Here is a 24,118-nt window from a genome sequence, read left to right as displayed (position 1 = left end):
CTTTGGGCTCGCTCAACCCCTCACCCAAGCTGCGCTAGCCAGCAGGCTGGCAAGCTTCGCTAACCCTCTCCCCTGTCCAGGGGAGAGGGAAGAAGCAATATTGAATGTCGATCCCGACCCAACGCCGTTCAGGCTGAGCGTAGTCGAAGCCCACGTCCCGCCCCCTCAATCATCCCCCTGCGGACGCGGGAGCAGCAGCGCGAGCAGGATCATCCGGCACTCCGCATCGATCTCGCCATCGATCAGCTCGGGGCGGAAGCGCCGCTGGAAGGCCATGATCGCCGCCATCCGGTCGGTCACGTCATAGCCGAACCGCTCCAGCGCCAGGCAGAAGCCCGCCTCGGTCCACATCGGGTCCATCAGGTTCTTGGTCGGGCGCGGCAGCGCCAGCCGCCGCCGGGCCAGCGCGCCCCAGGGGAAAAGCTCGCCGGGATCGCGCTTGCGGGCAGGCGCGATATCCGAATGACCGACGATGTTGCCGCGCGTGATGCCGTGGCGGCGCTGGATGTCGGCGACCAGTTCCATCACCGCCGCGATCTGTTCGTCGGGAAAGGGCCGATAGCCCCAGTCATGGCCGGGATTGACGATCTCGATCCCGATGCTCGCCGAATTGACGTCCTCGATCGCGCGCCAGTGCGAACGCCCCGCATGCCAGGCGCGCTTGTCCTCGTCGACCATGCGCATCACCGTGCCGTCCTCGGTCACCAGATAATGGCACGACACCTTGGCCTCCGGATCGCGCAGCCGGGCGATCGCCGATTCCGCGTCCTGCATCCCGGTATAGTGCAACACGATCATCGTTACGGGCAGTTGACGCGCGTCGAAATTGGGTGACGGCGTATCGACGATCGTCATGCAACCTCCTGAACAACCCCGCTGGGCCGCCCCTGTTAGCGGCATCGGAGCATCAAGGATATGACTTCATAGGCTCCTTATGGGATCGTCGGGATCGCATTTCTCGTAAACGCCGCGCCCGGCCGGATTGAGCTGGAACAGGTCGGTCTGGCCGATCACCGTCTCGCCCGCGCCCAGGATCAGTCCGCCCGAGGGCCGCATCGCGGCGGCCAGCGTCTGAAAGGCGCGCCGCTTGGGGTCGGGCGAGAAATACAGCATGACGTTGCGGCACAGCACCAGGTCGAAGGCGCCGCCCGGCGGCGGGTCGAGCACCAGGTTCATCTGGCGAAAGGCGATATGGCGCAGCAGGTCGGGGCGCGCGGCGAATTCATTGTTGGGCCGCCCTTCGAACCAGCGGACGAGATGCCGGATCGGCAGCCCGCGCTGCACCTCGAACTGGGTGTAGCAGCCGCTGCGCGCCCGAGCGAGCGCCGCCTCGCAGACATCGGTGGCGACGATCTCGGGCATCGCCGCCCCGCTCACCTGCTGACGCTCGGCAAAGATCATCGCCAGCGACAGGGGCTCCTGCCCGGTCGAACAGCCCGCGCTCCAGATCCGCGCGCGGCGGCCGCTGCGCTCCACCTCGGCGACGATCTCGACGATCTGGTCGAAGACATGCTGGTCGCGGAAGAAGGACGTCTCGCAATTGATCAGCGCATCGACCACCCGGCCCGCCAGATGCGGGTCGCGCCCGTCGAGCAGCGCGAGGACCAGCTGGTCCAGCGTCTCCAGCCGCCGTTCGCGCATCAGCGGCAGCAATACGGTGTCCACGCGGGTCGAACGGTGGCTGACGATCTGCTGCCCGGTGCGCGCCTCGAGCAGCGCGGCCAGGACGGTCAGCGCCTGGCGGGAGGCGGGCTCGGCGGCGGGGTTGGAGCGGATCGGCATCGCGCGGGGGCTGTGGGGCACGGACGCCATCACGGCTGCGCGGCCTTGGCCGCGCCTGCGGCCAGCATGGTGCCGATCGCCTCGGGCGGCAGGACCTGATCGGCCAGGTGGCGGCGGACGACCGCGCCGGGCATGCCCCAGACGACCGAACTGGCCTGATCCTGTGCGATGATCCTTCCCCCCGCCGCCTTCAACATCCGCGCGCCCTCCATCCCGTCACGCCCCATGCCCGTCAGCACGATGCCCCAGGCCCGGCTGCCCCACAGCTCCGCCATCGAGGCGAACATCGGGTCGACCGAGGGCAGGCAGCCGCTGCTCGCCCGGTCATGCTTCAGCCGGATCGACGCGCCGCCGTCGGGCAGCCCGACAAAGGTGACATGCGCATCGCCCGGCGCGATCAGGATCCGGCCCGGCCGCAACCGCATCCGGTCCTCGGCAATGTCGCAGGGCCGCCGCGCCACCGCCGCCAGCTGCGCGGCGAAATAGGACATGAAGGACGCGGGCAGGTGCTGGGTGACGACGATCGGCACCGACATGCTGGCGGGCACCCGTTCCAAGAGCTTGGCCAGCGCGTGAATGCCGCCCGTCGACGCCCCGATCCCGATCATCTCGGGCAGCGCCGCACCCCGTGCCGATGCCGGGGCGATCGGCGCTGTGGCGGCGGGCGACGACGATGCGTCGCCCTCCCCCATCCCGGCTCCGGCCCCGGTCCCGGCCCCGGTCCCGGCCAGCGCATCGAGCTTGTGCCGCAGGATCTCGCCGAACTCGGCCAGCCTCTGGGGCAGCGGCTTGACCAGCGTGTCGGCCGCGCCGTGCGCCAGCGCCTGCACCGTCGCCGCGCCGCCCTTGGGCGTGGAGGCCGAGACGATGATGATCCGCGCGCCGTGCCCCGCCGCCAGCATGCGCGGCAGGGCGGAGATGCCGTCCTGTCCAGGCATCTCGACATCCAGCAGGATGATGTCGACCCGGTTCTGGGCCAGAAAGGTCAGCGCGCCTTCGACATGGGTCGACTGCCCCGCGAGCACGAAGCGGTCATGCCCGGCGATCTGCCCGGCGATCAGCGCGCGCGCGACCGCCGAATCGTCGACGATCAGGATGCGGCTGGCCGGTCGCGGCGCGATATCGGGTTGGAGGAAAGACGCCATGGCGCTGCGCATGGGCGGCCGGTCGGCGGGGCTCAGATGACGCCGACCAGCTGGAGCTTGCTCTCCAGCGTGTCGCGGTCGAACGGCTTCATGATATATTCGTCCGCCCCGGCATCGATCGCCGCGCGGATATGCGCCATGCCGTTTTCGGTGGTGCAGAACACGATGCGCGGCCGCCGGTCCAGATTGGCCTCGCGCAGCGCACGCAGGAAATCCATCCCGCTCATCACCGGCATGTTCCAGTCGAGCAGGACCACGTCGGGCACCGATTCCAGACAGGCGTCCAGCGCCTCGCGCCCGTCGCCCGCCTCGCGCACCTGAAGGTCCAGCGTCTCCAATATATGTCGGGCGACCTTGCGGATCACCTTGGAGTCATCGACGACGAGACAGGTTTTCATGGGGCACGCCTTGTTACAGCAAAGACCCCAGCGGGATCCCGAAGGCCATCTAACCCTGCGAAAGTAAGAGCCGGGTTAATGGCTCAGGCGGCCGCCGCCGCGGGCGGCGGGACCAGCCGGGCCAGGTCGAGCACCAGCAGCGGCTCGCCGTCGCGCACCACCATGCCGCCCGCCGCGCGCGACCAGCGCCCCTCACGCGGCGGCGCATGCGGCATCGGGCGGGTCTCGAACGTCTCGATATCGTCCAGTGCATCGACCAGCATGGCGTAATAATGGCCGTCCTGCCGGGTGATGACCGCGCGGCGGATATGGTCGGCGGTCGGCTCCAGCCCCAGCGCCAGCCGGGTGTCGACCACGGTGATGACGCGGCTGCGCAGCGCGGTCAGCCCGCGCACCGACGGCTCGGCACGCGGCACCGCCACGACCTCGCCGATATCGACCACCGAATCGACCTGGTCGGCGTCGAACACCACGCCCTGGTCGGCGATGCGGGCGATCAGGAACAGCGGCATCAGCGGCCTCCCCGGCGCGCATGGCTGGCCAGCGCGGCGATCAGCGCGGGGCGGTCATAGCGATAGACGCTGTCGGCATCGGACGCCGCATCGCGCTCGCGGCGCAGTCGCACCACCGGCGCGCCCGAGGCATCCTCGGGCAAGGGCTCGTCCTCCATCATGAGGCGGACCGCGGGAACCTCGTCGTCCGCCGCCTGCACCGCACAGCGATAGCCATTGGCCTCCAGCACCGGGCGCAGGAAACGGTCCATCCAGGCCGCCCCCGCGCCGTCGAGCAGGCAGAGGAGCGGGCCATGGTCGCCCGCCCCGCTCGCCGTACCGCCGAACAGCGCCAGCGGGTCGAGGATTTCGATCGGCTCGCCCTGCCACACTGCGACGCCCAGCACCGTGCCGTCACCGGGCGACGGGGCGATATCGGCGGGCAGCTGAATGATCTCCAGCGCGGCGGCGATCGCATAGGCACATTCGGCCTCGCCATCGGTCAGGCGCAGCACCTCGATCTCACCCCCGACGGTCGCGCGGTCGAGCGCCAGGGCATCGACATGGTGCAGCGGCATCGTCGTCTCGCCCACCACCAGCCGGACGCGACCGCCCGAATGATGGACCGCCGCCGCCGCCGCCTTTTCGACCCGGTCGATCGCGCCCAGTGGCATCGCGCGGCGGCAGCCATCCAGATCGTCGAACAACAGCGCCGGGATCGCCGCTTCGTCGGCATCGTCCTCGCTCGCCGCGATGACCTCGCGGTGGAAGCGGAGCCCGGCCGCCTGCGCCAGCCCGCCGCCGTCGAGCAGCAGCATCGGCAGGCCGCTGTCGGGCAGCGTCTGTCCGGCATAAAGGCCGCTGCCCATCACCGCCGGGGCGGCGGGCTTGACCACCACCTCCTCGGTATCCAGCACATCGTCCACCCCCAGCGCATAGTCGCCGTCGCGGGTCGATATGATGACCAGCGTCATGGGCTCGGCGGGACCGACGCCCAGGAAACGGCCCAGCGGCAGCATCGGCAGACGCCGTCCGCGCACCGTCGCGACCTCGACCGCGCCGACCGGATCGATCCGGACCTGATCGCCGCGAATCTTGACGATCTCCTCGATCGACTGGCGCGCGATGGCGAAACGCTGGTCACCGACCGCGACGACGATGGTCGACATGATCGACAGGGTCAGCGGCACCTGGATGGTGATCGCCAGCCCCCGGCCCGGCCGGTTGTCCAGCGCGACGCGGCCGCCGACATGTTCGATATTGGCGCGAACCACGTCCATGCCGACCCCGCGTCCCGACATGGTCGACACCGTGTCGCGGCTGGACAGGCCCGGCTCGAAGACCAGCTTCTGCTTGTCGGCGGCGCTCATCGCGGCAACCTCGCCCGCGCTGTGGACGCCGTTCGCCACCGCCTTGGCGGCGATGCGTGCGACGTCGATCCCGGCGCCGTCATCCTCGATCTCGATCAGGATCTGGTTGCCCGACTGGCGCGCGGCGACGCAGATCTGCCCGGTCTCCGGCTTGCCCAGCCGGCGACGCTCGGCGGGGGTCTCGATGCCATGGTCGATCGCGTTGCGGATGATGTGGACCAGCGGGTCGCGCATCATCTCGATCATCTCGCGGTCGAGGTCAACATCCGACCCCTCGATGCGCAGCGACACCGCCTTGCCCAGTTCGGCGGCGGTGTCGCGGACCATGCGCGGCAGGGCGGAGAACAGCCCGTCGACCTTCTGCATCCGCGTCCGCGTCACCGTGTCGCGCATGTCGGCGACGGTCAGCGACAGCCGGTCTAGCGCCGCCTCGACCCGCGGGTCGAGCACGGAGTCGCGAAGCCGCCGCGCGAGTTCGTTGCGCGCCAGCACCATGTCGGACATGCCGCTCATCATCCGGTCGAGCAGGTCGACGTTCAAGCGGATGCTGCGCGGCGCGGCGCGGCTCGGCACCGCCACCTTGGCGACGGGGGCGACGGACGCGGTTTCCGTCCGGGTCAGCGCGGCGATCAGCGCGTCGTCGTCCGAATCGTCCAGCCCGGTCCCCGTCGCGATCGCCTCGACCACCGCGCCGATCCGGTCGACGATCCCCAGCACCGCATCGACCAGCGCGGTATCGGGCGTCCGGCTGCCGTCGCGCGCCGCCGCCAGCACGTCCTCGGCGGCATGGCTGAGCCGGGCAAGGCGCGGCAGGTCCAGGAAGCCGCAGCTTCCCTTGACGGTATGGACGAAGCGGAAGATCGCATCGAGCCGCGCCCGGTCGGCGGGCGCCGCTTCCCAGGCCACGATCTCGCCGGACAGCGCCTCCAGCGTCTCGCGCGTCTCGGCGATGAATTCCTGCAGCAGATCGTCCATAAATCCCCGAGGGCGCGTCCTTTCCGCTCCCTCTTGCCGCCACAAGATTAAAAGGGCGTTTACCCCGCCCGGATGGCCGCCCCCAGGATCATCGTACTGGGCGCAGGCTCATGGACCAGCGTCATGCCGCCATGTTCGTGGGTCAGCGTATGGACCAGGAATGCGGGTGCGGTGCGCGAGCCCAGCGGCTCGGTCCCCTGGCCCTCCATCAGCGTGCGGCGGATTTCGGGGTCGAGCAGGATGCGCGGCCCCTCGATCCGGATCGCGATCTCGATCGCCTCGCGCCCCGCCTCGGCCCCGATGTCGATCGTGCCGCCGCGCGCCAGCGCCTCGGCCGCGATCAGCGTCAGGTTCATCAGGATGCGCACCGCAGGCTTGGGCAGGCTGGGCTGTTCCACCAGCCAGCCCAGCGTCGTGCGGCGATTGTCGACCAGCAGCCCTTCGATCGCCGCCTTCGCCTCACCCATGTCGACCCGGTCGGCAAAGCCGCCGCCCGCGCCAAAGGCCAGGCGGAAGAATTTCAGCTTGTTGGCCGAGGCGCGCGCGCTGTCGGCCAGCAATTCCATGCAGCGTTCGCGCATGGCGGGGTCGGTTTCGTCGGCCAGCAGCTCCAGCCCGTTATTGAGCGCCCCCACCGGGGACAGAAGATCGTGGCACAGTCGCGAACACAACAGGCTCGCGAAATCCACCGGGCTGACGGTCATGAAAAATCCCTCGACAAACTGGCCCTTTGTGACGTGGGCATTCGCTATGCGCAAGCAAGTGCGAGCGGATCGAACCGGCCATGGCGTTCACCCGCCGCGACCGCGCGCCAGGCGGTGACCTGTCCGCCCCCCGAGATCAGCCAGATACTGCCGTCGGGCGCGGCATCGGCGGCGTCGCGCGGCGACGGTTCGGCCAGCCCGGTCGGGTGCGAGTGATAATGGCCGATCACCGGCGCCCCGCCGCCCCGCGCCGCGCGGTGCGCCGCGATCAGCGCGACCGGATCGATCTCGAACCGGTGCCAGGGCTCGGCCGCGACATTGGCGCAAGGCACGACCCGCGCGATGCGATCCCCCTGTCCCAGCAGCAGCCCGCAAACCTCCCGATCGGGCGAAGCGGCGGCGGTTATCAACAGGAAGTCCAGCGTATCGCTTGAAATCGTTACGGTCATGCCCAATTTACTAGGCTATGGACCGGGGGGTTTCCATCATCGATGCGCGGATCGCGCCCACAGCGGATGGCTGGCGGTTGGACCGTGCGCTGGCCGATGCGGTGCCGACTTTGTCGCGCGAACGGCTGAAGGTGCTGATCGCCAGCGGCGCGGTGACGCGCGATGGCGTGATGGCGCGCGACCCCGCCAAGCGGGCGGCGGCAGGCGATCTGTTCCAGGTCGCGGTCCCCGCCCCCACCCCTGCGCATAACGAGGCGCAGGATATCCCGCTCGTCATCGCGTACGAGGACGAGCATCTGATCGTCATCGACAAGCCCGCCGGGCTGGTCGTGCATCCGGCGGCGGGCAATCTGGACGGCACGCTCGTCAACGCGCTGCTCCATCATTGCGGCGGGTCGCTGTCGGGGATTGGCGGCGTGGCGCGGCCCGGCATCGTCCACCGGATCGACAAGGACACGTCCGGCCTGATGGTCGCGGCCAAGACCGACCGCACCCATGAGGGGCTGGCCAAGCAGTTCGCGGCGCACTCGATCGACCGCCGCTACCGCGCGATCACCGGAGGCATTCCGCGCCCCGCCGACGGCAGCGTCGACGCACCGCTGGCGCGCAGTCCGCAGAACCGCAAGAAGGTGGCGATCGTGCCGGGCGGCAAGCGCGCCGTGACTCATTACCGCACCATCGAAAAGCTCAACAACGCCGCGCTGGTCGAATGCCGCCTGGAGACGGGGCGGACGCACCAGGTTCGGGTGCATATGCAGTCGCTCGGCCACGCCTTGCTGGGCGACCCGGTTTATGGTAGAACAAAGGGTGCTCAAAAAGCCCTGCTCGATGAACTCGATTTCCGGCGCCAGGCCCTGCACGCGGCGCATCTGGGTTTCATTCATCCCATAAGCGGCCACGCTTTGGCGTTTGAGAGCCCGATGCCACCGGACATGCAGGAACTGTTCAGTCGGCTTCACGTATAGCAAAAGACCGCCTCGCGCCCGACGACGGGGCGAAACGGAATGACGCTCCAGAAAGGGAGATAAGGATCATGGCAAAAGGCAGCAACGTCCCGGCGACGATTCCTGCGCTCGGCGGGGAGCAGTCGCTCAACCGCTATCTGGCCGAGATCAAGAAATTCCCGATCCTTGCCCCGGAGCAGGAATATATGCTCGCCAAGCGCTTTCAGGAGCATGGCGACCCGGAGGCGGCGGCGCAGCTCGTCACCTCGCACCTGCGTCTCGTGGCCAAGATCGCAATGGGCTATCGCGGCTATGGCCTGCCGACGTCCGAGCTGATCTCGGAGGGCAATATCGGCCTGATGCAGGGCGTGAAGAAATTCGAGCCCGATCGCGGCTTCCGCCTGGCCACCTATGCGATGTGGTGGATCCGCGCCTCGATCCAGGAATATATCCTGCGCTCGTGGAGCCTCGTGAAGATGGGCACCACCGCGGCACAGAAGAAGCTGTTCTTCAACCTGCGCCGGATGAAGTCGAAGCTCGACGCGTTCGAGGACGGCGACCTGCGGCCCGAGGACGTGACCAAGATCGCCACCGATCTGGGCGTCAACGAGGACGAGGTCATCAGCATGAACCGCCGCATGGCGATGGGGGGCGACACCTCGCTCAACGTCTCGATGCGCGAGGATGGCGAGGGCCAGTGGCAGGATTGGCTCGCCGACGACGCGCCGCTCCAGGATTCGGTCGTCGCCGAGCAGCAGGAGGCGGATGTCCGCCACGACATGCTGGTCAGCGCGATGGACGACCTGAACGACCGCGAGAAGCACATCCTGACCGAGCGTCGCCTGACCGACGATCCCAAGACGCTAGAGGAACTGAGCCAGGTTTACGGCGTCAGCCGCGAACGCGTCCGCCAGATCGAGGTGCGCGCGTTCGAGAAGCTGCAAAAGGCGATGATGCGGATCGCCGGTGAGAAGCGGCTACTGGCGGCGGCCTGACCATGACCGGCCGCACCGTCGTCATCGGCGGCGGCGCGGCCGGGATCGCGGCAGCGCGGACGCTGCACGATGCGGGGCGGGATGTCCTGCTGATCGAGGCGGCGGACCGGCTGGGCGGGCGGGCGCAAAGCGTGCGGCTGCCGACCGGCCATGTGGTCGATCATGGCTGTGGCTGGCTCCATTCCGCCACGCGCAATCCCTGGACCGCCATCGCCGAGCAGGCGGGCTTCACCATCGACCGCCGCTCGCCCAACTGGCAGGTCCAGTGGAACGATCTGGGCTTTCCCGCTGACCGGAAACGCGCCTCGGGCGAGGCTTATGCCCGGTTCGAGGATGCGGCGATGGCCGCGCTCGACGGGCCGGATCGTCCGCTGTCCGACTTCGTAGGCGATGACGATCCCTGGCGGCCGATGATCGACGCGATCTCGGGCTATGCCAATGGCGCCTCGCTGGCCGAGGTGTCGCTGCACGATTGGGCGGCCTATGAGAATGCCGCGACCGACGACAATTGGGCGGTGGTCGAGGGCTATGGCACGGTCGTCGTGCATCATGCGGCGAATGTGCCGGTGCGGACCGGCGTCACCGCGACGCGCATCGACCATCGCGGCCAGACGATCCGCATCGAAACCTCGGCCGGGACCATCGAGGCGGATCACGTTATCGTGGCCGTCCCCACCCCGGTCCTGGCGGAAGGCAAGTTGACCTTCGACCCGCCCCTCCCCGCCAAACAGGAGGCCGCCGCCGCGCTGCCGCTCGGGATAGCGGACAAGGTCTTCCTGTCGGTCGAAGGCCCCCTGCCCTGGCCCGCCCATGCGCATCTGACCGGCAATCCGCACGCGCGGTGCACCGCCAGCCACCGGCTATCCCCCTTTGGCTGGCCGATCATCGAGAGTTTCTTCGGCGGCCCCTGCGCCGAGGCGCTGGAGGAAGACGGCGCGGCGGCGGCCTTCGCCATCGACGAATTGGTGGCGTTGCTGGGCAGCGACTGGCGGCGGCGCTTCACACCGTTGGACGCGACGCACTGGCGGCATGTGCCGCTGATCAGCGGCAGTTACAGCCATGCCAGGGTCGGCGATGCCGATGCGAGGGCCAGACTGGCCGAGTCGGTCGATGGTCGTGTCTTCTTTGCAGGCGAGGCCTGTTCGCGTGAAGATTTTTCCACCGCCCACGGCGCTTATGAAACGGGCGTGGCGGCGGCTCAGGATATCCTTTCAGCAGCACTCTAGGCATTTTTGCCTGCTTCCCGCATCATCCCCGACCGGGCATTGGTGCGATGGAGGCCGGGATGCGGACGATAGGATTGATCGGCGGCATGAGCTGGGAAAGCTCGGCCGAATATTATCGACTGGTCAACCAGGGCGTTCGCGATCGGCTTGGCCCGACCGCCTCGGCCTCCTGCCTGCTCTGGTCATTCAACTTCGCCGAGATCGAGGCGCTTCAGCACAAGGGTGACTGGGCCAGCCTGACGGCACGCATGACCGAGGCGGCGCAAAAGCTGGAGGCGGCCGGTGCAGATTTCCTTGTCATCTGCACCAACACGATGCACCGGACGGCCCCCGCCATCGAAGCGGCGGTGCGCATACCCGTGCTGCACATTGCCGACCCGACGGCAGAGCGCATCAAGGCCGCCGGTTTTCGCTCCGTCGGGCTGCTGGGCACGGCGTTCACGATGGAACAGGATTTCTACAAGGGGCGACTAACCGATCGTCACGGCTTGAACGTCATCATCCCCGATGCCGCCGACCGGGCGGCGGTCCACCGCGTCATCTATGAGGAGCTGGTCGCGGGCCAGGTCCTGGCACCATCGCGCGAAACCTATCGCGCGATCATTCGGCGCATGGTCGAACAGGGCGCCGAGGCGATCATCCTGGGATGCACCGAGATCATGCTGCTGATCGGCGCGGACGACAGCCCCGTGCCGGTGTTCGACACGACCGCGCTGCACGCGCACGCCGCCATCGAACGGGCGCTGGCCGACTGAGCCCGGCCATGAAAAAGGCCCCGGCTTTCGCCGAGGCCCTTTTCGTTCAACGATCCGACGCAATCACCGGATCGGCGAGTTCGGGTCCAGTCGCATGTCCAGATACCGGTCCACCGACCCCATCAGCTCGGGCATCTCATGCTCGAAGAAATGGTTGGCCTTGGGAATGGTGTCGTGATGGATGGTGATGTGCTTCTGGGTGCGCAGCTTGTCGACCAGCTTCTGGGTCGCCGCCGGGGTCGCGACCTCGTCCGCCTCGCCCTGGATGATGATGCCCGAGGAGGGGCACGGCGCCAGGAAGGTGAAGTCGTACATGTTGGCGGGCGGCGCGACCGAGATGAAGCCGCGAATCTCCGGGCGGCGCATCAGCAGCTGCATCCCGATCCACGCGCCGAAGCTGACGCCCGCGATCCAGGTGGTCGAGGCTTCGGGGTGGAAGCTCTGCACCCAGTCGAGCGCCGAGGCGGCGTCGGACAGTTCGCCGATGCCGTTGTCGAACGTGCCCTGGCTCTTGCCCACGCCGCGGAAGTTGAAGCGTAGCGTGGCGAAGCCGCGCCGCTGGAAGGTCTTGTAGAGTTCCTGCACGATCCGGTTGTTCATCGTGCCGCCCGCATTGGGATGCGGGTGCAGGATCATGGCGACGGGCGCGCGCGGACGCGGAGCGGGAGCGAAACGGCCTTCGAGGCGGCCTTCGGGGCCGGGAAAAATGACTTCGGGCATCAAAACTCGCCGATCTGGATCGCGCTGGTGGAGCGCCGGGAACGTTGCGCTATATAGGCGGGAAGGCCCTTTTCGCAATTGTTCGATCATTCCAGCTAGGGAACGAACCCTGTCCCGTCTTTACCTCGATCATGCCGCCACCACCCCGATGACCGATGCCGCGCGTGCGGCGCTGGCACAGGGATGCGCGGCCTGGGCCAACCCCTCCTCCCCCCATGCGGAGGGGCGCGCGGCCAAAAGGCTGCTGGAGGATGCTCGCTCGGCCATCGCGCGGGCGTTGGGCTGGGAGCATGAGATCCTGTTCACCAGCGGAGCCAGCGAGTCGCTGTCGATCGCGCTGACCCGGTCGATGGCGGAGCGGCGCTTCGTCGGCGCGATCGACCATGACGCGGTGCTGCGCGCCGCCCCGGATGCCGTGGTGATGCCGGTCGGGCCGGACGGCGTGCTGCGCCTGCCCGATCTGAGCGGTCCGCGCGCGGTCGTGACGGTGCAATGGGCCAATAGCGAGACCGGCGTGCGCCAGCCGATCGCCGAACTGGCCGAGGCGATCCACGCCGCCGGACACATCCTGCTGGTCGACGCCGCGCAGATGCCGGCAGGCGCGGACCGCGCGGTGATCGACCATGCCGACCTCGTCGCGCTGTCGGCGCACAAGCGCGGCGGGCCGCCCGGCATCGGCGCGCTGCTGGTCCGCAACCTGGCGGTGCTGGCTCCGACCGGCGGGCAGGAGCGCGGTTATCGCCCCGGCACCGAGAATATGCCCGGCGTGCTGGGCTATGCGGCGGCGCTCGCGGAGCCGGAGCCCGACCACAATGCGCTTCGCGCCTATTGCGACGATGCGATCCGGCGCTCGGGCGGGACCGTGGTCGCGGATGCCAGCCGTCGCCACCCGGCCATCGCCAGCTATCACATGCCGGGCAAGCCGTCGGCGGCGCAGCTGATCCAGTTCGACCTCGCGCATATCTCGGTCTCGGCGGGCAGCGCCTGCGCCAGCGGCAGCCTGAAGCCCAGCCATGTCCTGTCCGCGCTCGGCTGGAGCGAGGAGGCGGGGCGCGAGGTGGTGCGGGTCAGCTTCGGCCGCTCCACGACGCGCGAGCATGTCGACCGCTTCGTCACCGCCTGGCGCGCCATCGCGCGGGGGACGCGCGTCGCATGATCTATCTCGACTATCAGGCGACGACCCCGCTCGCGCCCGAGGCGCTGAAGGCGATGCTCCCCTGGCTGGAGCAGGGCCATGCCAATCCCCATTCCCCCCACCGCGCCGGGCGGCAGGCGCGTGCCGCCGTCGAGGTCGCGCGCGATCAGGTGGCGGCGCTGCTGCCCCAGGGCGGGCGGGTGGTGTTCACCAGCGGCGCGACCGAGGCGCTGAACTGGGCGATCAAGGGCGCGAGCGGCGGCATCGTCACGACCGCGATCGAACATGCCGCCGTGCTCGACACCGCGCACGCGACGGGGCGCGACCTGACCATCCTGCCGGTCGATGACGAGGGGCTGGTCGCGCCGGCATCCCTCGCACCGGGCGTTGGGCTGGTCGCGGCAATGCTGGTCAACAACGAGATCGGCACCGTCCAGCCCATCGCCGCGCTGGCCGAAGAAACCCATCGCGTCGGCGCCCGGATGCTGTGCGATGCGGTGCAGGGCTATGGCCGGATCGCCATTCCCGACGGCGTCGATCTGGTCGCGCTGTCGGCGCACAAGATTCATGGGCCCAAGGGCATCGGCGCGCTGTGGATCAGGGACGGCATCACCCTGCCCCCGCTGCTCCATGGCGGCGATCAGGAGGGCGGCCGCTCGGGCACGCTCAGCCCCGCTTTGTGCGCCGGGTTCGGCGTGGCGGCGAAGCTGATGGCGACGCGCGGCGAAGAGGACATGGCGCATGTCGAGCGGCTCTGGGCGGTGGCGATCGCGCAGCTGGGGCCGGACTGGACGATCAACGGGTCGACCGAGCGGCGCTATCGCGGCAATCTGAACGTCCGGCGCGAGGGGCTGGATGTCGCGCGGCTGATGTCCGACTGCCGCGACATCGCCTTTTCGGCGGGAAGCGCCTGCGCCAGCGGATCGGGGCGGACCAGCCATGTGCTGCGCGCGCTGGGCCTGGGCGATGCGCAGGCCAGATCCTCGATCCGGCTGGGCTTCGGCCGCTATACCACCGAGGCGGACCTGACGGCCGCCATCGCCCGGCTCGACGCCGCCGCCAGGGCGCAGCGGCCATGATCGGCCTGACCTTTATCGACCGCCGGGGGGATGCGGTTTCGACCCAGGCCATGCCTGGCGAGACGCTGCTGCGCGCCGGGCAGCGGGCGGGCCAGCCGATGGAGGGCACCTGCGGCGGACAGATGGCGTGCGCGACCTGCCATGTCCTGATCGATGCGGCCTATCTCGACCGGATCGCCCCCCCCTTGGCAGAGGAAGAGGATATGCTCGACCTGGTGCCCGATGCGACCCGGTCCAGCCGCCTGGCCTGTCAGGTCTTGCTGACCCCCGAACTCGACGGACTGACCGCGCGGCTTCCCTGAACCTGCGATAACCAACTGGTTCAGCACGCAATCATCGCCGATTCGGCAATATCCTCCCATGCTCGCCGAAGGGCGGGCCTACCGGGAGTAAAGCGTTATGAAACTTCTTGCTGTCTTGGGCGCCAGCCTGATCGCCGTTTCGGGTATCGCCGCCGCCGCGCCTGCCGCCGCCGCACCGCATGGGCCGCACGACCGCTGGGGTCCGGGACCGGGGCGTGGACCGGGCTGGGACCGTGGGCCGGGCTGGCATGATCGCGGCCCCGGCTGGAACCGAGGTCCGGGCTGGGACCGTGGCCCCGGCTGGCATCGCGGCAACAGCTGGGATCGGGGTCCGGGCTGGCGCGGTTACGGACGCCCGCGCGTCGTGTGCCGCTGGGTTCGCACCTGGGATGGGCCGCAGCGTCAGTGCTTCCGTCGCTGACCCTCTGACATGACGAACGGGGCCGGTGGGATAAGGGCTTGATCCCCCGGCTTCGTTTCGCCATATGCGCGGCGGGAGTCGGGCGGACGTAGTCATCGCCAACCCGGTCAGGTCCTGACGGAAGCAGCCGCAACGATTTCGCTGCGGGTCGTCCCGGCTCCCACCTTTCCAGTATTTCGGAACCGCACGACACAGCGTCGCCCCAGCGCAGGCTGGGGCCTTTTCGCGTTGGCGGGATGCACTGGCCAAAGGCTCCAGCCTGCGCTGGGGCGACGGTTGCGTGTGTGTCTTAACACACGATTTGACCTGACGCGGCGCGCCCGAGCGCCTATGTTGGTCGGCGATGCTTTCCCCTATCCCGACCACCCAGACCCGGCATGGCTGATTCGTTCGATCTGGGCGAACCGCCCCAGCCCGCCAAAGCGGAGGCGTATCGCGTCCTCGCGCGCAAATACCGGCCGCAGACCTTCGACGCGCTGATCGGGCAGGACGCGATGGTCCAGACGCTGGGCAATGCGATCAAGCGCGACCGGCTGGCCCATGCGTTCCTGATGACCGGCGTGCGCGGGGTGGGCAAGACGTCCACCGCGCGACTGATCGCCAAGGCGCTGAACTGCGTCGGCCCCGACGGCACCGGCGGCCCGACGATCAGCCCTTGCGGCGTATGCGAACCCTGCCGCGCCATCGCCGAGGGCCGCCATATCGACGTGATCGAGATGGACGCCGCCAGCCATACCGGCGTGGACGACGTGCGCGAGATCATCGAGGCGTCGCGCTATGCCGCCGTCTCGGCGCGGTTCAAGATCTACATCGTCGACGAAGTCCACATGCTCTCCAAGAACGCCTTCAACGCGCTGTTGAAGACGCTGGAAGAGCCGCCCGCGCATGTGAAGTTCCTGTTCGCCACGACCGAGGTGAACAAGGTCCCGATCACCGTCCTGTCGCGCTGCCAGCGATTCGACCTGCGGCGGATCACGGCGGACAAGCTGGCGGCGCATTTCGCCGATATCTGCGTGAAGGAAGGCGTCACCGCCGAGGAGGAGGCGTTGATGCTGGTCGCCCGCGCGGCGGAAGGCTCGGCGCGCGACGGCCTGTCGATCCTCGACCAGGCGATCGCCCATGCCGATCTGGAGGGCGGCGGCGTCACCGCGGCGGCGGTCCGCGAGATGCTGGGCCTGTCGGATCGCGGCGCGGTGCGCGACCTGCTGGGACTGGTGCTGAACGGCGACGGCGCGGGGGCGCTTGCCTCGCTGCGGCGGCAATATGACTATGGCGTCGACCCGCAATCGGTGCTGCGTTCGCTGCTGGAGACGGTGCACGGCATCACCCTGACCAAGGTCGGCACGCCGCACGACGCCGCGCAGCCGCTGGAGGAACGCGCCGCGCGCGAGGAATGGGCGGGATCGCTCAGCTTCCCCGCGCTGCACCGGCTGTGGCAGCTGTTCCTGAAGGGCCATGACGAGGTTGCCCGCGCCGCCCTGCCCATCGAGGCGGCGGAGATGGCGTTGCTGCGCGCCATCCATGCCTCGACGCTTCCCGATCCGGGCGAGTTGGCGCGGCAGCTTCGCGATGGCGGTGTTGCCGCGCCCAGCGCTCCGGCGGCGGTGCCACAGGCCGCGCCCGCGCCCGCGCCCGCGCCCGCCGCCATGGCCCCGCCCCCTCCTCCCGCCGAACCCGAGCCGCCCAAGCTGCCCGACAGCTTCGTCGCGATGATCGACCGGCTGGACGATATGGGACAACTGGCGCTCGCCGCGCGGTTGCGCCACGGGGCGCGTCTGGTGCGTTATACGCCGCCGGAGATGGTGTTCAGCGGATCGCGACCGATCGCGGCGGATACGCTGAGCGAGCTGATCGCGGCGCTGAAGACGGCGACGGGCCAGGTCTGGCGCGTCACGCTGGAGGATGTGCCCGGTGAGCCGACGCTGCACGAGCAGCAGGTCGCCGCCGAGGAAGCGATCAAGACCGCCGCGTGGGAGTCGGACATGGTCCGCGCCGCCCGCGAGGCTTTCCCCGAGGCCGAATTGATGGAATGGCCCGGCAAACGCAGTGTGAACGGAGCATGATGTGAAGAATCTCGACGAAATCCTGGCCATGGCCCAGAACGTCCAGAACGAACTGGAAAAGGCGCAGGCCAATCTCGACACGATCGAGGTCGAAGGCGTCTCGGGCGGTGGTCTGGTGAAGGTCAAGGCGTCGGCCAAGGGGCGGATCATCGGCATCACCATCGACGATTCGCTAATGCAGCCGTCGGAAAAGGGCATGCTGGAGGATCTGCTGGCCGCCGCGATCAACGATGCGCGGACCAAGGCGGATGCCGCTTCGGGCAGCGAAATGTCCAAGATGACCAGCGGCCTGTCGCTGCCGCCGGGCTTCAAGCTGCCCTTCTGATCCGCTTCCGGTCGTTTCGGGAACGGTATGGCGGTCATGGCGTTGCCCCCTCCATCATCAAGAGGAGGGAATGTCATGGCCGATGAACGTGTTACCGAAACCTATGGCACCCAGCCGCCGCATACCACGGTGATCGAGCGGCGCAGCGGCGGCGGTGGCGGCATGGCGATCGCCATCGTGCTGCTGATCGCGGTGCTGGTCGGCGGCTTCTATCTCTTCAGCCGGGGCGGCGCGGAAAACCGCCGGGACGCGGCCGTCACCTCGGCTGCCAAGAGCGTCGGCGATACCGCCAGGAAGGCGGGCGACGCGATTTCGGGCGACGCCAAGTAAAGCGATCCGCGACCGGCCGGGCCTATCGACGCCCGGTCGGTTGCGACGATGGCGGGTCATCTCCGCATCCGGGTCGATCAATCGGGTCAGCGGATCGCGGCCACCGCCATAGCCCGCCCGCCCAGCCTCGCCGGATGTGCAGCGCCTTTGTCCGGCATGGATGCCGCAGGGGCCGGTACCACCCAGGATATTCGGACCGCTCAACCCCGCGCCCGCTTCGTTCGGCGCGCCGGACAGTTCGCGCGCGGACGGCGGTATCCGATAGCGTTCGGCCGCATCGCGGCGACCGCATACCATGATCTCGTCTTGGGTCCGGGGACATTCGGATCACGGGAAGATGCGGGGCAGCGGAAGAGCCGAGGGCGCGGCCCGGAGCAGCATCAGTCCGATTGCGGCAGGTATCGCATGGGCTTCCCCTCGAATTCCCATGATCGTCGTGGAGGATCGTGGCTTTTGCGAGGCGGATGTTGAGCATGGAGCCACCGCCCTCCCCCATCCCCTCCCGCCTGCGGGAGGGGCTTGTTCGTGGTGACCGACACGCGCCAGCCGGGACCTTATAGTCCCGCCGCTCTCGACCGGCACGCCCCTCCCGCAAGCGGGAGGGGATGGGGGAGGGCACGGTGTCTCACCGAGCCCCCACCCCGTTACCGGATACAGGCATCCAGCCCCTGCCGCCGCACCACGCCCACATAGCGCGCGATGACGTTGCCGTGTCTGCGCACAAACCCGGTCGGCGCCACCGCCGCGCGCTTCTTGGGCAGCGGAAGGACCGCCGCGATCCGAGCGGCCTCGGTCGGCGACAGATGCGAGGCGTCATGGCCGAAATAGCGCATCGCCCCGGCATTGGCCCCGTACGTCCCGATCCCGGTCTCGGCGATGTTGAGATAGACCTCCATGATCCGCCGCTTGCCCCACAGCGTCTCGATCAGGAAGGTGAACCAGGCCTCGAACGCCTTGCGGACATAGCCGCCATTCTGGAACAGGAAGGCGTTCTTGGCGGTCTGCTGGCTGATCGTCGAGCCGCCGCGGATCCGCCCGCCCTTGGCGTTGCGATAGGCGGCGCTGGCCATCGCCTTGAAATCGAAACCGTTATGCGAGCAGAAACGGGCATCCTCGCCCGCGATCGCCGCGCGCGCCATGTCGGGGTCCATCTCCGACAAGGGCATCCAGTCCTTGGTCACGCCATGCCCGCCGATCACATCGCCCAGCATGGTGAAGGTGATGGGCGGCGGCACGAAGCGATAGATGCCGACCCAGACGACACTGACGATCACAAAGGCGAGCGCGGCCTTCAGGGCCCAGCGAGCGATGCGGAACATGAGGGGGCTTTAGCGGGGTTTGCGCGGCAGGTCACTTACCACCGCACCCTGCTCCCCGGCGAAGGCCGGGGCCCAGTTCCTTCACGGTCGAAGGCGCGCAAGGCGGTGCGTGGGAGGCAGAAGCGACCCGCTCGGACATGCCTCCCACGCTCATTCAGCCACCGCCACAAGCGCCATAGCAACGGGGCCCCGGCCTTCGCCGGGGAACAGGTGTCACGCCGTCCAGATCAGGACATTGCCGACCAGCACCACCGCCATCACCAGCATCAGCACGCCCTTGCGCCGATCCCCGCGCCGGATCGTCGCCACCCCGCCAGCCACGCAGGCAAAGGCCGCCAGCATCGCGATCCCCGGCGCCGCCTGGGCGATGGCCTCCGTCATCCGGCCAGCACGCGGACATAGGCGGCGCGGTCGACATTGCCGCCCGACAGGATGACCAGCATCCCGTCCTCCGCCGCCACCTTGCCCGCCAGCAAGGCCGCCAGCGCCGCCGCGCCGCCCGGCTCGACCACCAGCCTCAGCCGTTCGGCGGCGAAGCGCTGCGCCGCCGCCACCTCCGCCTCGGACACCGCGACGCCCTCCGCCCCGCGTCGCGCCAGCACCTCGAAGGTCAGCGGCGACACGCGCGTCGTCTGGAGCGAGTCGCAGGCGGTCGGCGGGGGATTGTCGCCCACCGGCTCGATCCACCCGGCCTCCAGCGAGCGGCGCATATCGTCCCAGCCCTCGGGCTCGACCACCGTCACCCGCGCCTCGGACAGCGCCAGCGTCAGCCCCGCCGCCAGCCCGCCGCCGCCGCAGGGCGTCACGACATGGGCGGGCGCGGGCAGGCCCAGCGCGGCCATCTGCGCCGCCGCCTCGACGCCCGCAGAGCCCTGCCCCTCGATCACCCAGGGATCGTCGAAGCTGGGCACCAGCGTCGCGCCGCGCGCCTCGGCCAGTCGCCGGGCGATCTTCTCGCGGCTTTCGGTCGCGCGGTCATAGTCGACGATCTCCGCCCCCAGCGCGAGCGTCCCCTCGCGCTTCGACGCGGGCGCATCGGCGGGCATCACGATGGTCGCGGCGATCCCCAGCCGCCGCGCGGCCCAGGCGATTCCCTGCGCATGATTGCCCGAGGAGAAGGCGACGACCCCGCGTGCCCTGGAATCGGCGTCCAACGCGGTTAATCGATGCCATGCGCCGCGCAGCTTGAACGCACCGATCGGCTGCAAGGATTCGGCCTTGAAGGCGACTGCTTTCCCATTGATATTGAACGGGAATAGTGGCGATGGCGGCAACACCCGCGCGATCTTTTCGGCGGCGTCGCGGACCCCGGCTTTTGTCGGCTGTCTTAGGATTGTCACTTTTTATCTCCGCCTCGCTTTCTACCGCTTTACATTGGAAAAGGTGGACCCTATTTCGCGCCTCCGCTGCCCCATGGGACTTCCAACCGCAAGGCAGCTTTTTGTCACCGTATGCCGTCAGGCAATTGGAGGTCCCTTGAGTTGCACCAGAATCATCGCGCGCTGGGGCTAGCTGCCCACTCGACCGCCGTCCCCTCCAACCTGGAGCGCGGCATCGACATCGCCAAGCGTCGCCCGGCTGATCCGGTCACGCTGCTTCGCCCGCACGCCGCTGCGCGCGCCGCCCGATTCTTCGTCGAGAAGTTTCCGGGTCGGCCGATGTATGCGGTGAAGGCGAATCCGTCGCCGGATCTGATCCAGATCCTGTGGGACAATGGCATCACTCATTTCGACACCGCCTCGATCGCGGAAGTGCGGATGGTGAAGTCGGTCGTTCCCCAGGCCGTCTGCTGCTTCATGCATCCGGTGAAGTCGGAAGAGGCGATCGCCGAGGCCTATTTCACCCACGGCGTCCGCACCTATTCGCTCGACAGCCTGGAAGAGCTGGAGAAGATCGTCCGCGCCACCAACGGTGCGACCGACCTGACCCTGTGCGTCCGCATGCGCGTGTCGTCCGAATATGCGAAGCTCAGCCTGGGATCGAAGTTCGGCGTCAGCCTGGAAGAGTCGAAGGACCTGCTGATCGCGACCCGCCAGGTCGCCGACGCGCTGGGCATCTGCTTCCATGTCGGCAGCCAGACCATGACCCCCGACGCCTATTCGGCGGCGATGGAGCGGGTGCGTGCGGCGATCGTCGCGGCGGCGGTCACGGTCGACGTGATCGACGTGGGCGGCGGCTTCCCCTCGGCCTATCCGGGCATGACCCCGCCGCCGCTGGAGCGTTTCTTCGAGACGATCCACCGCGCGTTCGAGAGCCTGCCGGTGTCCTATTCGGCCGAACTCTGGGCCGAGCCGGGCCGCGCGCTGTGCGCCGAATATTCGTCCGTCGTGGTGCGCGTCGAGCGTCGCCGGGGCAATGAGCTGTACATCAACGACGGCGCGTACGGCGCGCTGTTCGATGCGGCGCATATCGGGTGGAAATATCCGGTTCAACTGCTGCGCGAGCCGGATTCCGACGCGCGCGACATGGACTTCAGCTTCTGGGGCCCGACCTGCGACGATCTCGACTTCATGCAGGGTCCGTTCCCGCTGCCTGCGGACACGAACACCGGCGATTACTTCGAGATCGGGATGCTCGGTGCGTACGGCCAGGCGATGCGGACCCAGTTCAACGGCTTTTCCTGTCACGAGTTCGTCGTGACCGACGACGAGCCGATGTTCTCGGTCTATCGCGACGAGGCCGAGCACGCCCTCCCCGCGAACGTCGTCAAGCTGTAACCCGGCGACTTTAGCACCTCCTTTATCCCCTTCCGCTTCGGCGGGAGGGGAATGGGGTGGCATTGCGGTTTCGACCGCGATAAGGCCCCTTCGCATACCGGCACTGCCCCCGCGCAGAGCCGGGCCAGCCGGGTTACCGCGTCCCCAATAACGACGACGGCTTCTCGATGATGATGGAACCATCATGACCGACACGATCAACGACAACCGTAAGGCCGAGCTGCTCTCCAGCGTGGTCGAGCATATCGACATCACCAAGTTCGACGCGCGCCCGATCATCGATTCGATGGGCAAGATGAGCTTCACCAGCCGCGACCTGGCGCGCGCGACCGGCATCTACAACCAGATGCTGGCCGACAAGGACTGCTCGATCTTCCTCGTCATCGCGGGTTCGACCTCGGCGGGCGGCTGCATGGACCTCTATGCCGAGCTGCTGCGCTCGAACATGATCGACGGCGTGGTCGCGACCGGCGCGTCGATCGTCGACATGGATTTCTTCGAGGGCCTGGGCCACAAGCATTACCAGGCGCTGGAAGTGCCGGACGACAACACGCTGCGTTCGCTCTACATCGACCGCATCTACGACACCTATATCGACGAAGAGCAGCTTCAGGACTGCGACCACACGATCGGCAAGATCGCGGACTCGCTGGAGCCCAAGGCCTATTCGAGCCGCGCCTTCATCCGCGAGATGGGCAAGTACCTGGCCGAGCACGGCAAGAAGGACAACAGCCTCGTCAAGCTCGCCTATGAGCATGACGTGCCGATCTTCTGCCCGGCCTTTGTCGACTCCTCGGCGGGCTTCGGGCTGGTCAAGCACCAGGTCGAGCGCGCCAAGGAAGGCAAGCCGTACATGGTGCTCGACGCGATCGCCGATTTCCGCGAACTGACCGACATCAAGATCAAGGCGGGCACCACCGGCCTGCTGATGATCGGCGGCGGCGTGCCGAAGAATTTCATCCAGGACACGGTTGTCTGTGCCGAGATCCTGGGCCATGAAGACGTCGAGATGCACAAATACGCCGTGCAGATCACGGTGGCCGATGTTCGTGACGGTGCTTGCTCGTCCTCGACGCTCAAGGAAGCGGCGAGCTGGGGCAAGGTCGACACCGCGCTCGAGCAGATGGTGTTCGCGGAAGCGGGTTCGGTGATGCCGCTGCTCGCTTCGGACGCCTATCATCGCGGCCACTGGCGTGAGCGCGCGAAGCGTCGTTGGGGGGCTATTTTCGACTGATGTTGGACTTCTTGGAACGTGAGCAGCTTGCCTATCTGATCATCGGCGTGATCCTGCTCGCGGCGATAGCATTCGCGATCCCCTATTCCCGTCGTCGCAAGCGCGAAAAGCTGCGGCGTCGGGGGATCAAGAAGTACGGACATTGAGAAAAAGGGCGGAACCGCAGGGTTCCGCCCTTTTTTCTTGCCCGGCGCGCGCCCTCCCGGCAGGCTTGCCCCGATAACGCCGTGAGGCGCGGATGGAGAGGATAGGATGATCGACCGACGCTCTGTGATCGGAGCCATGGCGAGCGTGCCGCTGGCCGCCCGCGCCGCCGCGCAGGCCGCACCGGCCTCCGCCACCGGCATGACGCCCTGGCCGCCCGCCGAGCATTTCCCCCTCTGGCCCGGCCGTCCGCCCGGCGCGCGCGCGACTTTGCCCAGCCCCCGTCCCTCGATGAACGGCCCGGCGGGGCAGCAGCAATTGTGGCTGCGCGGCATCGCCACCCCGATCGTCGCGGTCTTCCGGCCCGAGCGGCCCGACGGTCGCGCCGTGCTGACCATTCCTGGCGGCGGCTATGGCTTCGTGTCGGTCCAGAATGAGGGGATCGACGTCGCGCGGACGCTCAACCCGCATGGCATCACCGTCTTCGCACTCGCCTATCGCCTGCCGTCCGAAGGCTGGGACCATCAGGCCGACGTTCCGCTCCAGGATGCGCAGCGCGCCATGCGGCTGATCCGCGCCAATGCGGCGCGATACGGCATCGACCCGGCGCGGCTGGGTATCGTCGGCTTCTCGGCGGGCGGGCATCTCGCGGGTTCGCTGACCGTCGGTTATGACGACCGGGTCTATGCGCCGGTCGATGCCGCCGACCGCCAATCGGCGCGCCCGCGCTTTTCGGGGCTGGTCTATCCGGTCGCCAGCCTGTCGACGCCGACCACCCATGCCGGATCACGCGACAATCTGCTGGGCCCCCATCCCGATCCCGCGACCAAGGCGCGCTATGACAGCCCACGCCGGATCACGGGTACCACGCCGCCGCTGTTCCTGGTCCATGCGGTCGATGACGGGCTGGTTCCGCTCGACCAGTCGCTCGACGTGCTGACCTGCGCCCGCGCCGCCAAGGTGCCGGTCGAGGCGCATTTCTTCGAAAAGGGCGGGCACGGCTTCGGCGCGCTGGGCGCCCCCGAAGGCGCTCCCGCGCGGCTGTGGCCCGATCTGTTCGACCGCTGGATCAACCACACGCTGGGGGCGTGATGC

At 68.4% G+C, this 24,118-nt stretch carries 27 protein-coding genes and 1 other RNA gene; 16 read left to right on the top strand and 12 right to left on the bottom strand.

All coding sequences use genetic code 11. The annotated features are described in order from the left end of the window. Positions 1-165 precede the first annotated feature (165 nt). The 8 genes from ABIC44_RS12675 to ABIC44_RS12640 all read right to left on the bottom strand — a co-directional run bounded on the left by ABIC44_RS12675 (position 166) and on the right by ABIC44_RS12640 (position 7,314). Complete coding sequence (locus ABIC44_RS12675; RefSeq protein WP_354295815.1) at positions 166-855, bottom strand: N-acetylmuramoyl-L-alanine amidase; 690 nt, start codon at positions 853-855, stop codon at positions 166-168. A 66-nt stretch (positions 856-921) separates the two neighbouring features. Next, a complete protein-coding gene (locus ABIC44_RS12670) occupies positions 922-1,812 on the bottom strand; it encodes a CheR family methyltransferase (protein WP_354295814.1) in 891 nt (296 codons plus the stop codon). After that, positions 1,812-2,927: a chemotaxis-specific protein-glutamate methyltransferase CheB gene (cheB, locus tag ABIC44_RS12665; RefSeq protein ID WP_354295812.1), complete on the bottom strand. Its 1,116-nt coding sequence runs from the start codon at positions 2,925-2,927 to the stop codon at positions 1,812-1,814. Before cheB ends, ABIC44_RS12670 begins: the two co-directional genes overlap by 1 nt. Before the next feature lie 32 nt (positions 2,928-2,959). Then, positions 2,960-3,325: a response regulator gene (locus ABIC44_RS12660; RefSeq protein WP_307099978.1), complete on the bottom strand. Its 366-nt coding sequence runs from the start codon at positions 3,323-3,325 to the stop codon at positions 2,960-2,962. Between the two features lie 83 nt (positions 3,326-3,408). Continuing rightward, positions 3,409-3,837 (bottom strand): chemotaxis protein CheW, encoded by a 429-nt coding sequence (locus tag ABIC44_RS12655; protein WP_309696583.1) that lies wholly within the window; start codon positions 3,835-3,837, stop codon positions 3,409-3,411. Further along, complete coding sequence (locus tag ABIC44_RS12650) at positions 3,837-6,161, bottom strand: chemotaxis protein CheA (RefSeq protein ID WP_354295809.1); 2,325 nt, start codon at positions 6,159-6,161, stop codon at positions 3,837-3,839. Before ABIC44_RS12650 ends, ABIC44_RS12655 begins: the two co-directional genes overlap by 1 nt. Before the next feature lie 59 nt (positions 6,162-6,220). Beyond that, complete coding sequence (locus tag ABIC44_RS12645; RefSeq protein ID WP_307099983.1) at positions 6,221-6,865, bottom strand: histidine phosphotransferase family protein; 645 nt, start codon at positions 6,863-6,865, stop codon at positions 6,221-6,223. Positions 6,866-6,909: 44 nt separating this feature from the next. Continuing rightward, on the bottom strand, positions 6,910-7,314 hold the full coding sequence (locus ABIC44_RS12640) for a M67 family metallopeptidase (RefSeq protein WP_354295807.1): 405 nt from the start codon (positions 7,312-7,314) through the stop codon (positions 6,910-6,912). A gap of 17 nt (positions 7,315-7,331) precedes the next feature. Between ABIC44_RS12640 and ABIC44_RS12635 the strand changes: the two genes are divergently transcribed. The 4 genes from ABIC44_RS12635 (at position 7,332) to ABIC44_RS12620 (ending at position 11,234) form a co-directional block, all read left to right on the top strand. Continuing rightward, positions 7,332-8,279 (top strand): RluA family pseudouridine synthase, encoded by a 948-nt coding sequence (locus tag ABIC44_RS12635; protein WP_354295805.1) that lies wholly within the window; start codon positions 7,332-7,334, stop codon positions 8,277-8,279. Positions 8,280-8,347: 68 nt separating this feature from the next. Further along, positions 8,348-9,253, top strand: coding sequence for an RNA polymerase sigma factor RpoH (gene rpoH, locus ABIC44_RS12630; RefSeq protein ID WP_007404166.1), 906 nt, complete (start codon positions 8,348-8,350; stop codon positions 9,251-9,253). Between the two features lie 2 nt (positions 9,254-9,255). Then, positions 9,256-10,479 carry a flavin monoamine oxidase family protein gene (locus ABIC44_RS12625; RefSeq protein WP_354295803.1) on the top strand — a complete coding sequence of 408 codons (1,224 nt, stop codon included), beginning with the start codon at positions 9,256-9,258 and terminating at the stop codon, positions 10,477-10,479. Positions 10,480-10,538: 59 nt separating this feature from the next. Further along, positions 10,539-11,234, top strand: a complete 696-nt coding sequence (locus ABIC44_RS12620) for an aspartate/glutamate racemase family protein (RefSeq protein WP_354295801.1) — start codon at positions 10,539-10,541, stop codon at positions 11,232-11,234. A 63-nt stretch (positions 11,235-11,297) separates the two neighbouring features. Here ABIC44_RS12620 and ABIC44_RS12615 read toward each other — a convergent pair whose 3' ends face one another. Further along, the gene (locus tag ABIC44_RS12615) at positions 11,298-11,954 is read right to left on the bottom strand and encodes an alpha/beta hydrolase (RefSeq protein ID WP_007404127.1); all 657 of its coding nucleotides are present in this window, start codon (positions 11,952-11,954) and stop codon (positions 11,298-11,300) included. Positions 11,955-12,063: 109 nt separating this feature from the next. Between ABIC44_RS12615 and ABIC44_RS12610 the strand changes: the two genes are divergently transcribed. The 8 genes from ABIC44_RS12610 (at position 12,064) to ABIC44_RS12575 (ending at position 17,609) form a co-directional block, all read left to right on the top strand. Beyond that, positions 12,064-13,110: a cysteine desulfurase family protein gene (locus ABIC44_RS12610; RefSeq protein WP_307104593.1), complete on the top strand. Its 1,047-nt coding sequence runs from the start codon at positions 12,064-12,066 to the stop codon at positions 13,108-13,110. Then, positions 13,107-14,168 carry a cysteine desulfurase family protein gene (locus ABIC44_RS12605; RefSeq protein ID WP_354295799.1) on the top strand — a complete coding sequence of 354 codons (1,062 nt, stop codon included), beginning with the start codon at positions 13,107-13,109 and terminating at the stop codon, positions 14,166-14,168. The genes ABIC44_RS12610 and ABIC44_RS12605 overlap by 4 nt, the downstream gene beginning before the upstream one ends. Continuing rightward, positions 14,165-14,470 (top strand): 2Fe-2S iron-sulfur cluster-binding protein, encoded by a 306-nt coding sequence (locus tag ABIC44_RS12600; protein ID WP_354295797.1) that lies wholly within the window; start codon positions 14,165-14,167, stop codon positions 14,468-14,470. Before ABIC44_RS12605 ends, ABIC44_RS12600 begins: the two co-directional genes overlap by 4 nt. Positions 14,471-14,567: 97 nt before the next feature. Next, a complete protein-coding gene (locus ABIC44_RS12595) occupies positions 14,568-14,891 on the top strand; it encodes a hypothetical protein (protein WP_354295795.1) in 324 nt (107 codons plus the stop codon). A 70-nt stretch (positions 14,892-14,961) separates the two neighbouring features. After that, an RNA gene (gene ffs, locus ABIC44_RS12590) (signal recognition particle sRNA small type) lies at positions 14,962-15,059 on the top strand. 209 nt (positions 15,060-15,268) lie between these two features. Next, complete coding sequence (locus ABIC44_RS12585) at positions 15,269-16,954, top strand: DNA polymerase III subunit gamma/tau (protein ID WP_354295794.1); 1,686 nt, start codon at positions 15,269-15,271, stop codon at positions 16,952-16,954. Between the two features lies 1 nt (position 16,955). Beyond that, complete coding sequence (locus ABIC44_RS12580) at positions 16,956-17,279, top strand: YbaB/EbfC family nucleoid-associated protein (protein ID WP_307100000.1); 324 nt, start codon at positions 16,956-16,958, stop codon at positions 17,277-17,279. A gap of 75 nt (positions 17,280-17,354) precedes the next feature. Continuing rightward, positions 17,355-17,609, top strand: a complete 255-nt coding sequence (locus ABIC44_RS12575) for a hypothetical protein (protein ID WP_354295792.1) — start codon at positions 17,355-17,357, stop codon at positions 17,607-17,609. A 644-nt stretch (positions 17,610-18,253) separates the two neighbouring features. Here the strand turns inward: ABIC44_RS12575 and mtgA are convergent. From mtgA to ABIC44_RS12560, 3 genes are all read right to left on the bottom strand, one after another. Then, positions 18,254-18,928 (bottom strand): monofunctional biosynthetic peptidoglycan transglycosylase, encoded by a 675-nt coding sequence (gene mtgA, locus ABIC44_RS12570; RefSeq protein WP_307100004.1) that lies wholly within the window; start codon positions 18,926-18,928, stop codon positions 18,254-18,256. Positions 18,929-19,141: 213 nt separating this feature from the next. Further along, complete coding sequence (locus ABIC44_RS12565) at positions 19,142-19,309, bottom strand: hypothetical protein (RefSeq protein ID WP_354295790.1); 168 nt, start codon at positions 19,307-19,309, stop codon at positions 19,142-19,144. Continuing rightward, positions 19,306-20,268, bottom strand: a complete 963-nt coding sequence (locus ABIC44_RS12560) for a threonine ammonia-lyase (RefSeq protein WP_354295788.1) — start codon at positions 20,266-20,268, stop codon at positions 19,306-19,308. The genes ABIC44_RS12565 and ABIC44_RS12560 overlap by 4 nt, the downstream gene beginning before the upstream one ends. A gap of 141 nt (positions 20,269-20,409) precedes the next feature. Here ABIC44_RS12560 and ABIC44_RS12555 point away from each other — a divergent pair, with 141 nt between their 5' ends. The 4 genes from ABIC44_RS12555 (at position 20,410) to ABIC44_RS12540 (ending at position 24,115) form a co-directional block, all read left to right on the top strand. Beyond that, a complete protein-coding gene (locus ABIC44_RS12555) occupies positions 20,410-21,645 on the top strand; it encodes a type III PLP-dependent enzyme domain-containing protein (protein ID WP_307100012.1) in 1,236 nt (411 codons plus the stop codon). 184 nt (positions 21,646-21,829) lie between these two features. Then, complete coding sequence (locus ABIC44_RS12550) at positions 21,830-22,879, top strand: 1,9-bis(guanidino)-5-aza-nonane synthase (protein WP_309701615.1); 1,050 nt, start codon at positions 21,830-21,832, stop codon at positions 22,877-22,879. Continuing rightward, positions 22,879-23,025, top strand: coding sequence for a hypothetical protein (locus ABIC44_RS12545; protein ID WP_309696624.1), 147 nt, complete (start codon positions 22,879-22,881; stop codon positions 23,023-23,025). The genes ABIC44_RS12550 and ABIC44_RS12545 overlap by 1 nt, the downstream gene beginning before the upstream one ends. 106 nt (positions 23,026-23,131) lie before the next feature. Further along, a complete protein-coding gene (locus tag ABIC44_RS12540) occupies positions 23,132-24,115 on the top strand; it encodes an alpha/beta hydrolase (RefSeq protein ID WP_354295786.1) in 984 nt (327 codons plus the stop codon). The last annotated feature ends 3 nt before the right edge of the window (positions 24,116-24,118 follow it).

Source organism: Sphingomonas sp. 1185, from assembly GCF_040544655.1.
Lineage (GTDB): Bacteria > Pseudomonadota > Alphaproteobacteria > Sphingomonadales > Sphingomonadaceae > Sphingomonas.
This window is presented reverse-complemented; position numbering and strand designations above follow the sequence as displayed.

Bases quoted from the DNA above. Each gene is read 5' to 3' on its own strand.
- ABIC44_RS12670 (WP_354295814.1), bottom strand. From the start codon at position 1,812: ATGGCGTCCGTGCCCCACAGCCCCCGCGCGATGCCGATCCGCTCCAAC.
- ABIC44_RS12585 (WP_354295794.1), top strand. From the start codon at position 15,269: ATGGCTGATTCGTTCGATCTGGGCGAACCGCCCCAGCCCGCCAAAGCG.
- ABIC44_RS12645 (WP_307099983.1), bottom strand. From the start codon at position 6,865: ATGACCGTCAGCCCGGTGGATTTCGCGAGCCTGTTGTGTTCGCGACTG.
- ABIC44_RS12595 (WP_354295795.1), top strand. From the start codon at position 14,568: ATGAAACTTCTTGCTGTCTTGGGCGCCAGCCTGATCGCCGTTTCGGGT.
- ABIC44_RS12620 (WP_354295801.1), top strand. From the start codon at position 10,539: ATGCGGACGATAGGATTGATCGGCGGCATGAGCTGGGAAAGCTCGGCC.
- ABIC44_RS12660 (WP_307099978.1), bottom strand. From the start codon at position 3,325: ATGAAAACCTGTCTCGTCGTCGATGACTCCAAGGTGATCCGCAAGGTC.
- ABIC44_RS12600 (WP_354295797.1), top strand. From the start codon at position 14,165: ATGATCGGCCTGACCTTTATCGACCGCCGGGGGGATGCGGTTTCGACC.
- ABIC44_RS12565 (WP_354295790.1), bottom strand. From the start codon at position 19,309: ATGACGGAGGCCATCGCCCAGGCGGCGCCGGGGATCGCGATGCTGGCG.
- ABIC44_RS12675 (WP_354295815.1), bottom strand. From the start codon at position 855: ATGACGATCGTCGATACGCCGTCACCCAATTTCGACGCGCGTCAACTG.
- cheB (WP_354295812.1), bottom strand. From the start codon at position 2,927: ATGGCGTCTTTCCTCCAACCCGATATCGCGCCGCGACCGGCCAGCCGC.
- ABIC44_RS12575 (WP_354295792.1), top strand. From the start codon at position 17,355: ATGGCCGATGAACGTGTTACCGAAACCTATGGCACCCAGCCGCCGCAT.
- ABIC44_RS12605 (WP_354295799.1), top strand. From the start codon at position 13,107: ATGATCTATCTCGACTATCAGGCGACGACCCCGCTCGCGCCCGAGGCG.
- ABIC44_RS12625 (WP_354295803.1), top strand. From the start codon at position 9,256: ATGACCGGCCGCACCGTCGTCATCGGCGGCGGCGCGGCCGGGATCGCG.
- mtgA (WP_307100004.1), bottom strand. From the start codon at position 18,928: ATGTTCCGCATCGCTCGCTGGGCCCTGAAGGCCGCGCTCGCCTTTGTG.
- rpoH (WP_007404166.1), top strand. From the start codon at position 8,348: ATGGCAAAAGGCAGCAACGTCCCGGCGACGATTCCTGCGCTCGGCGGG.
- ABIC44_RS12615 (WP_007404127.1), bottom strand. From the start codon at position 11,954: ATGCCCGAAGTCATTTTTCCCGGCCCCGAAGGCCGCCTCGAAGGCCGT.
- ABIC44_RS12640 (WP_354295807.1), bottom strand. From the start codon at position 7,314: ATGACCGTAACGATTTCAAGCGATACGCTGGACTTCCTGTTGATAACC.
- ABIC44_RS12635 (WP_354295805.1), top strand. From the start codon at position 7,332: ATGGACCGGGGGGTTTCCATCATCGATGCGCGGATCGCGCCCACAGCG.
- ABIC44_RS12550 (WP_309701615.1), top strand. From the start codon at position 21,830: ATGACCGACACGATCAACGACAACCGTAAGGCCGAGCTGCTCTCCAGC.
- ABIC44_RS12540 (WP_354295786.1), top strand. From the start codon at position 23,132: ATGATCGACCGACGCTCTGTGATCGGAGCCATGGCGAGCGTGCCGCTG.
- ABIC44_RS12650 (WP_354295809.1), bottom strand. From the start codon at position 6,161: ATGGACGATCTGCTGCAGGAATTCATCGCCGAGACGCGCGAGACGCTG.
- ABIC44_RS12655 (WP_309696583.1), bottom strand. From the start codon at position 3,837: ATGCCGCTGTTCCTGATCGCCCGCATCGCCGACCAGGGCGTGGTGTTC.
- ABIC44_RS12545 (WP_309696624.1), top strand. From the start codon at position 22,879: ATGTTGGACTTCTTGGAACGTGAGCAGCTTGCCTATCTGATCATCGGC.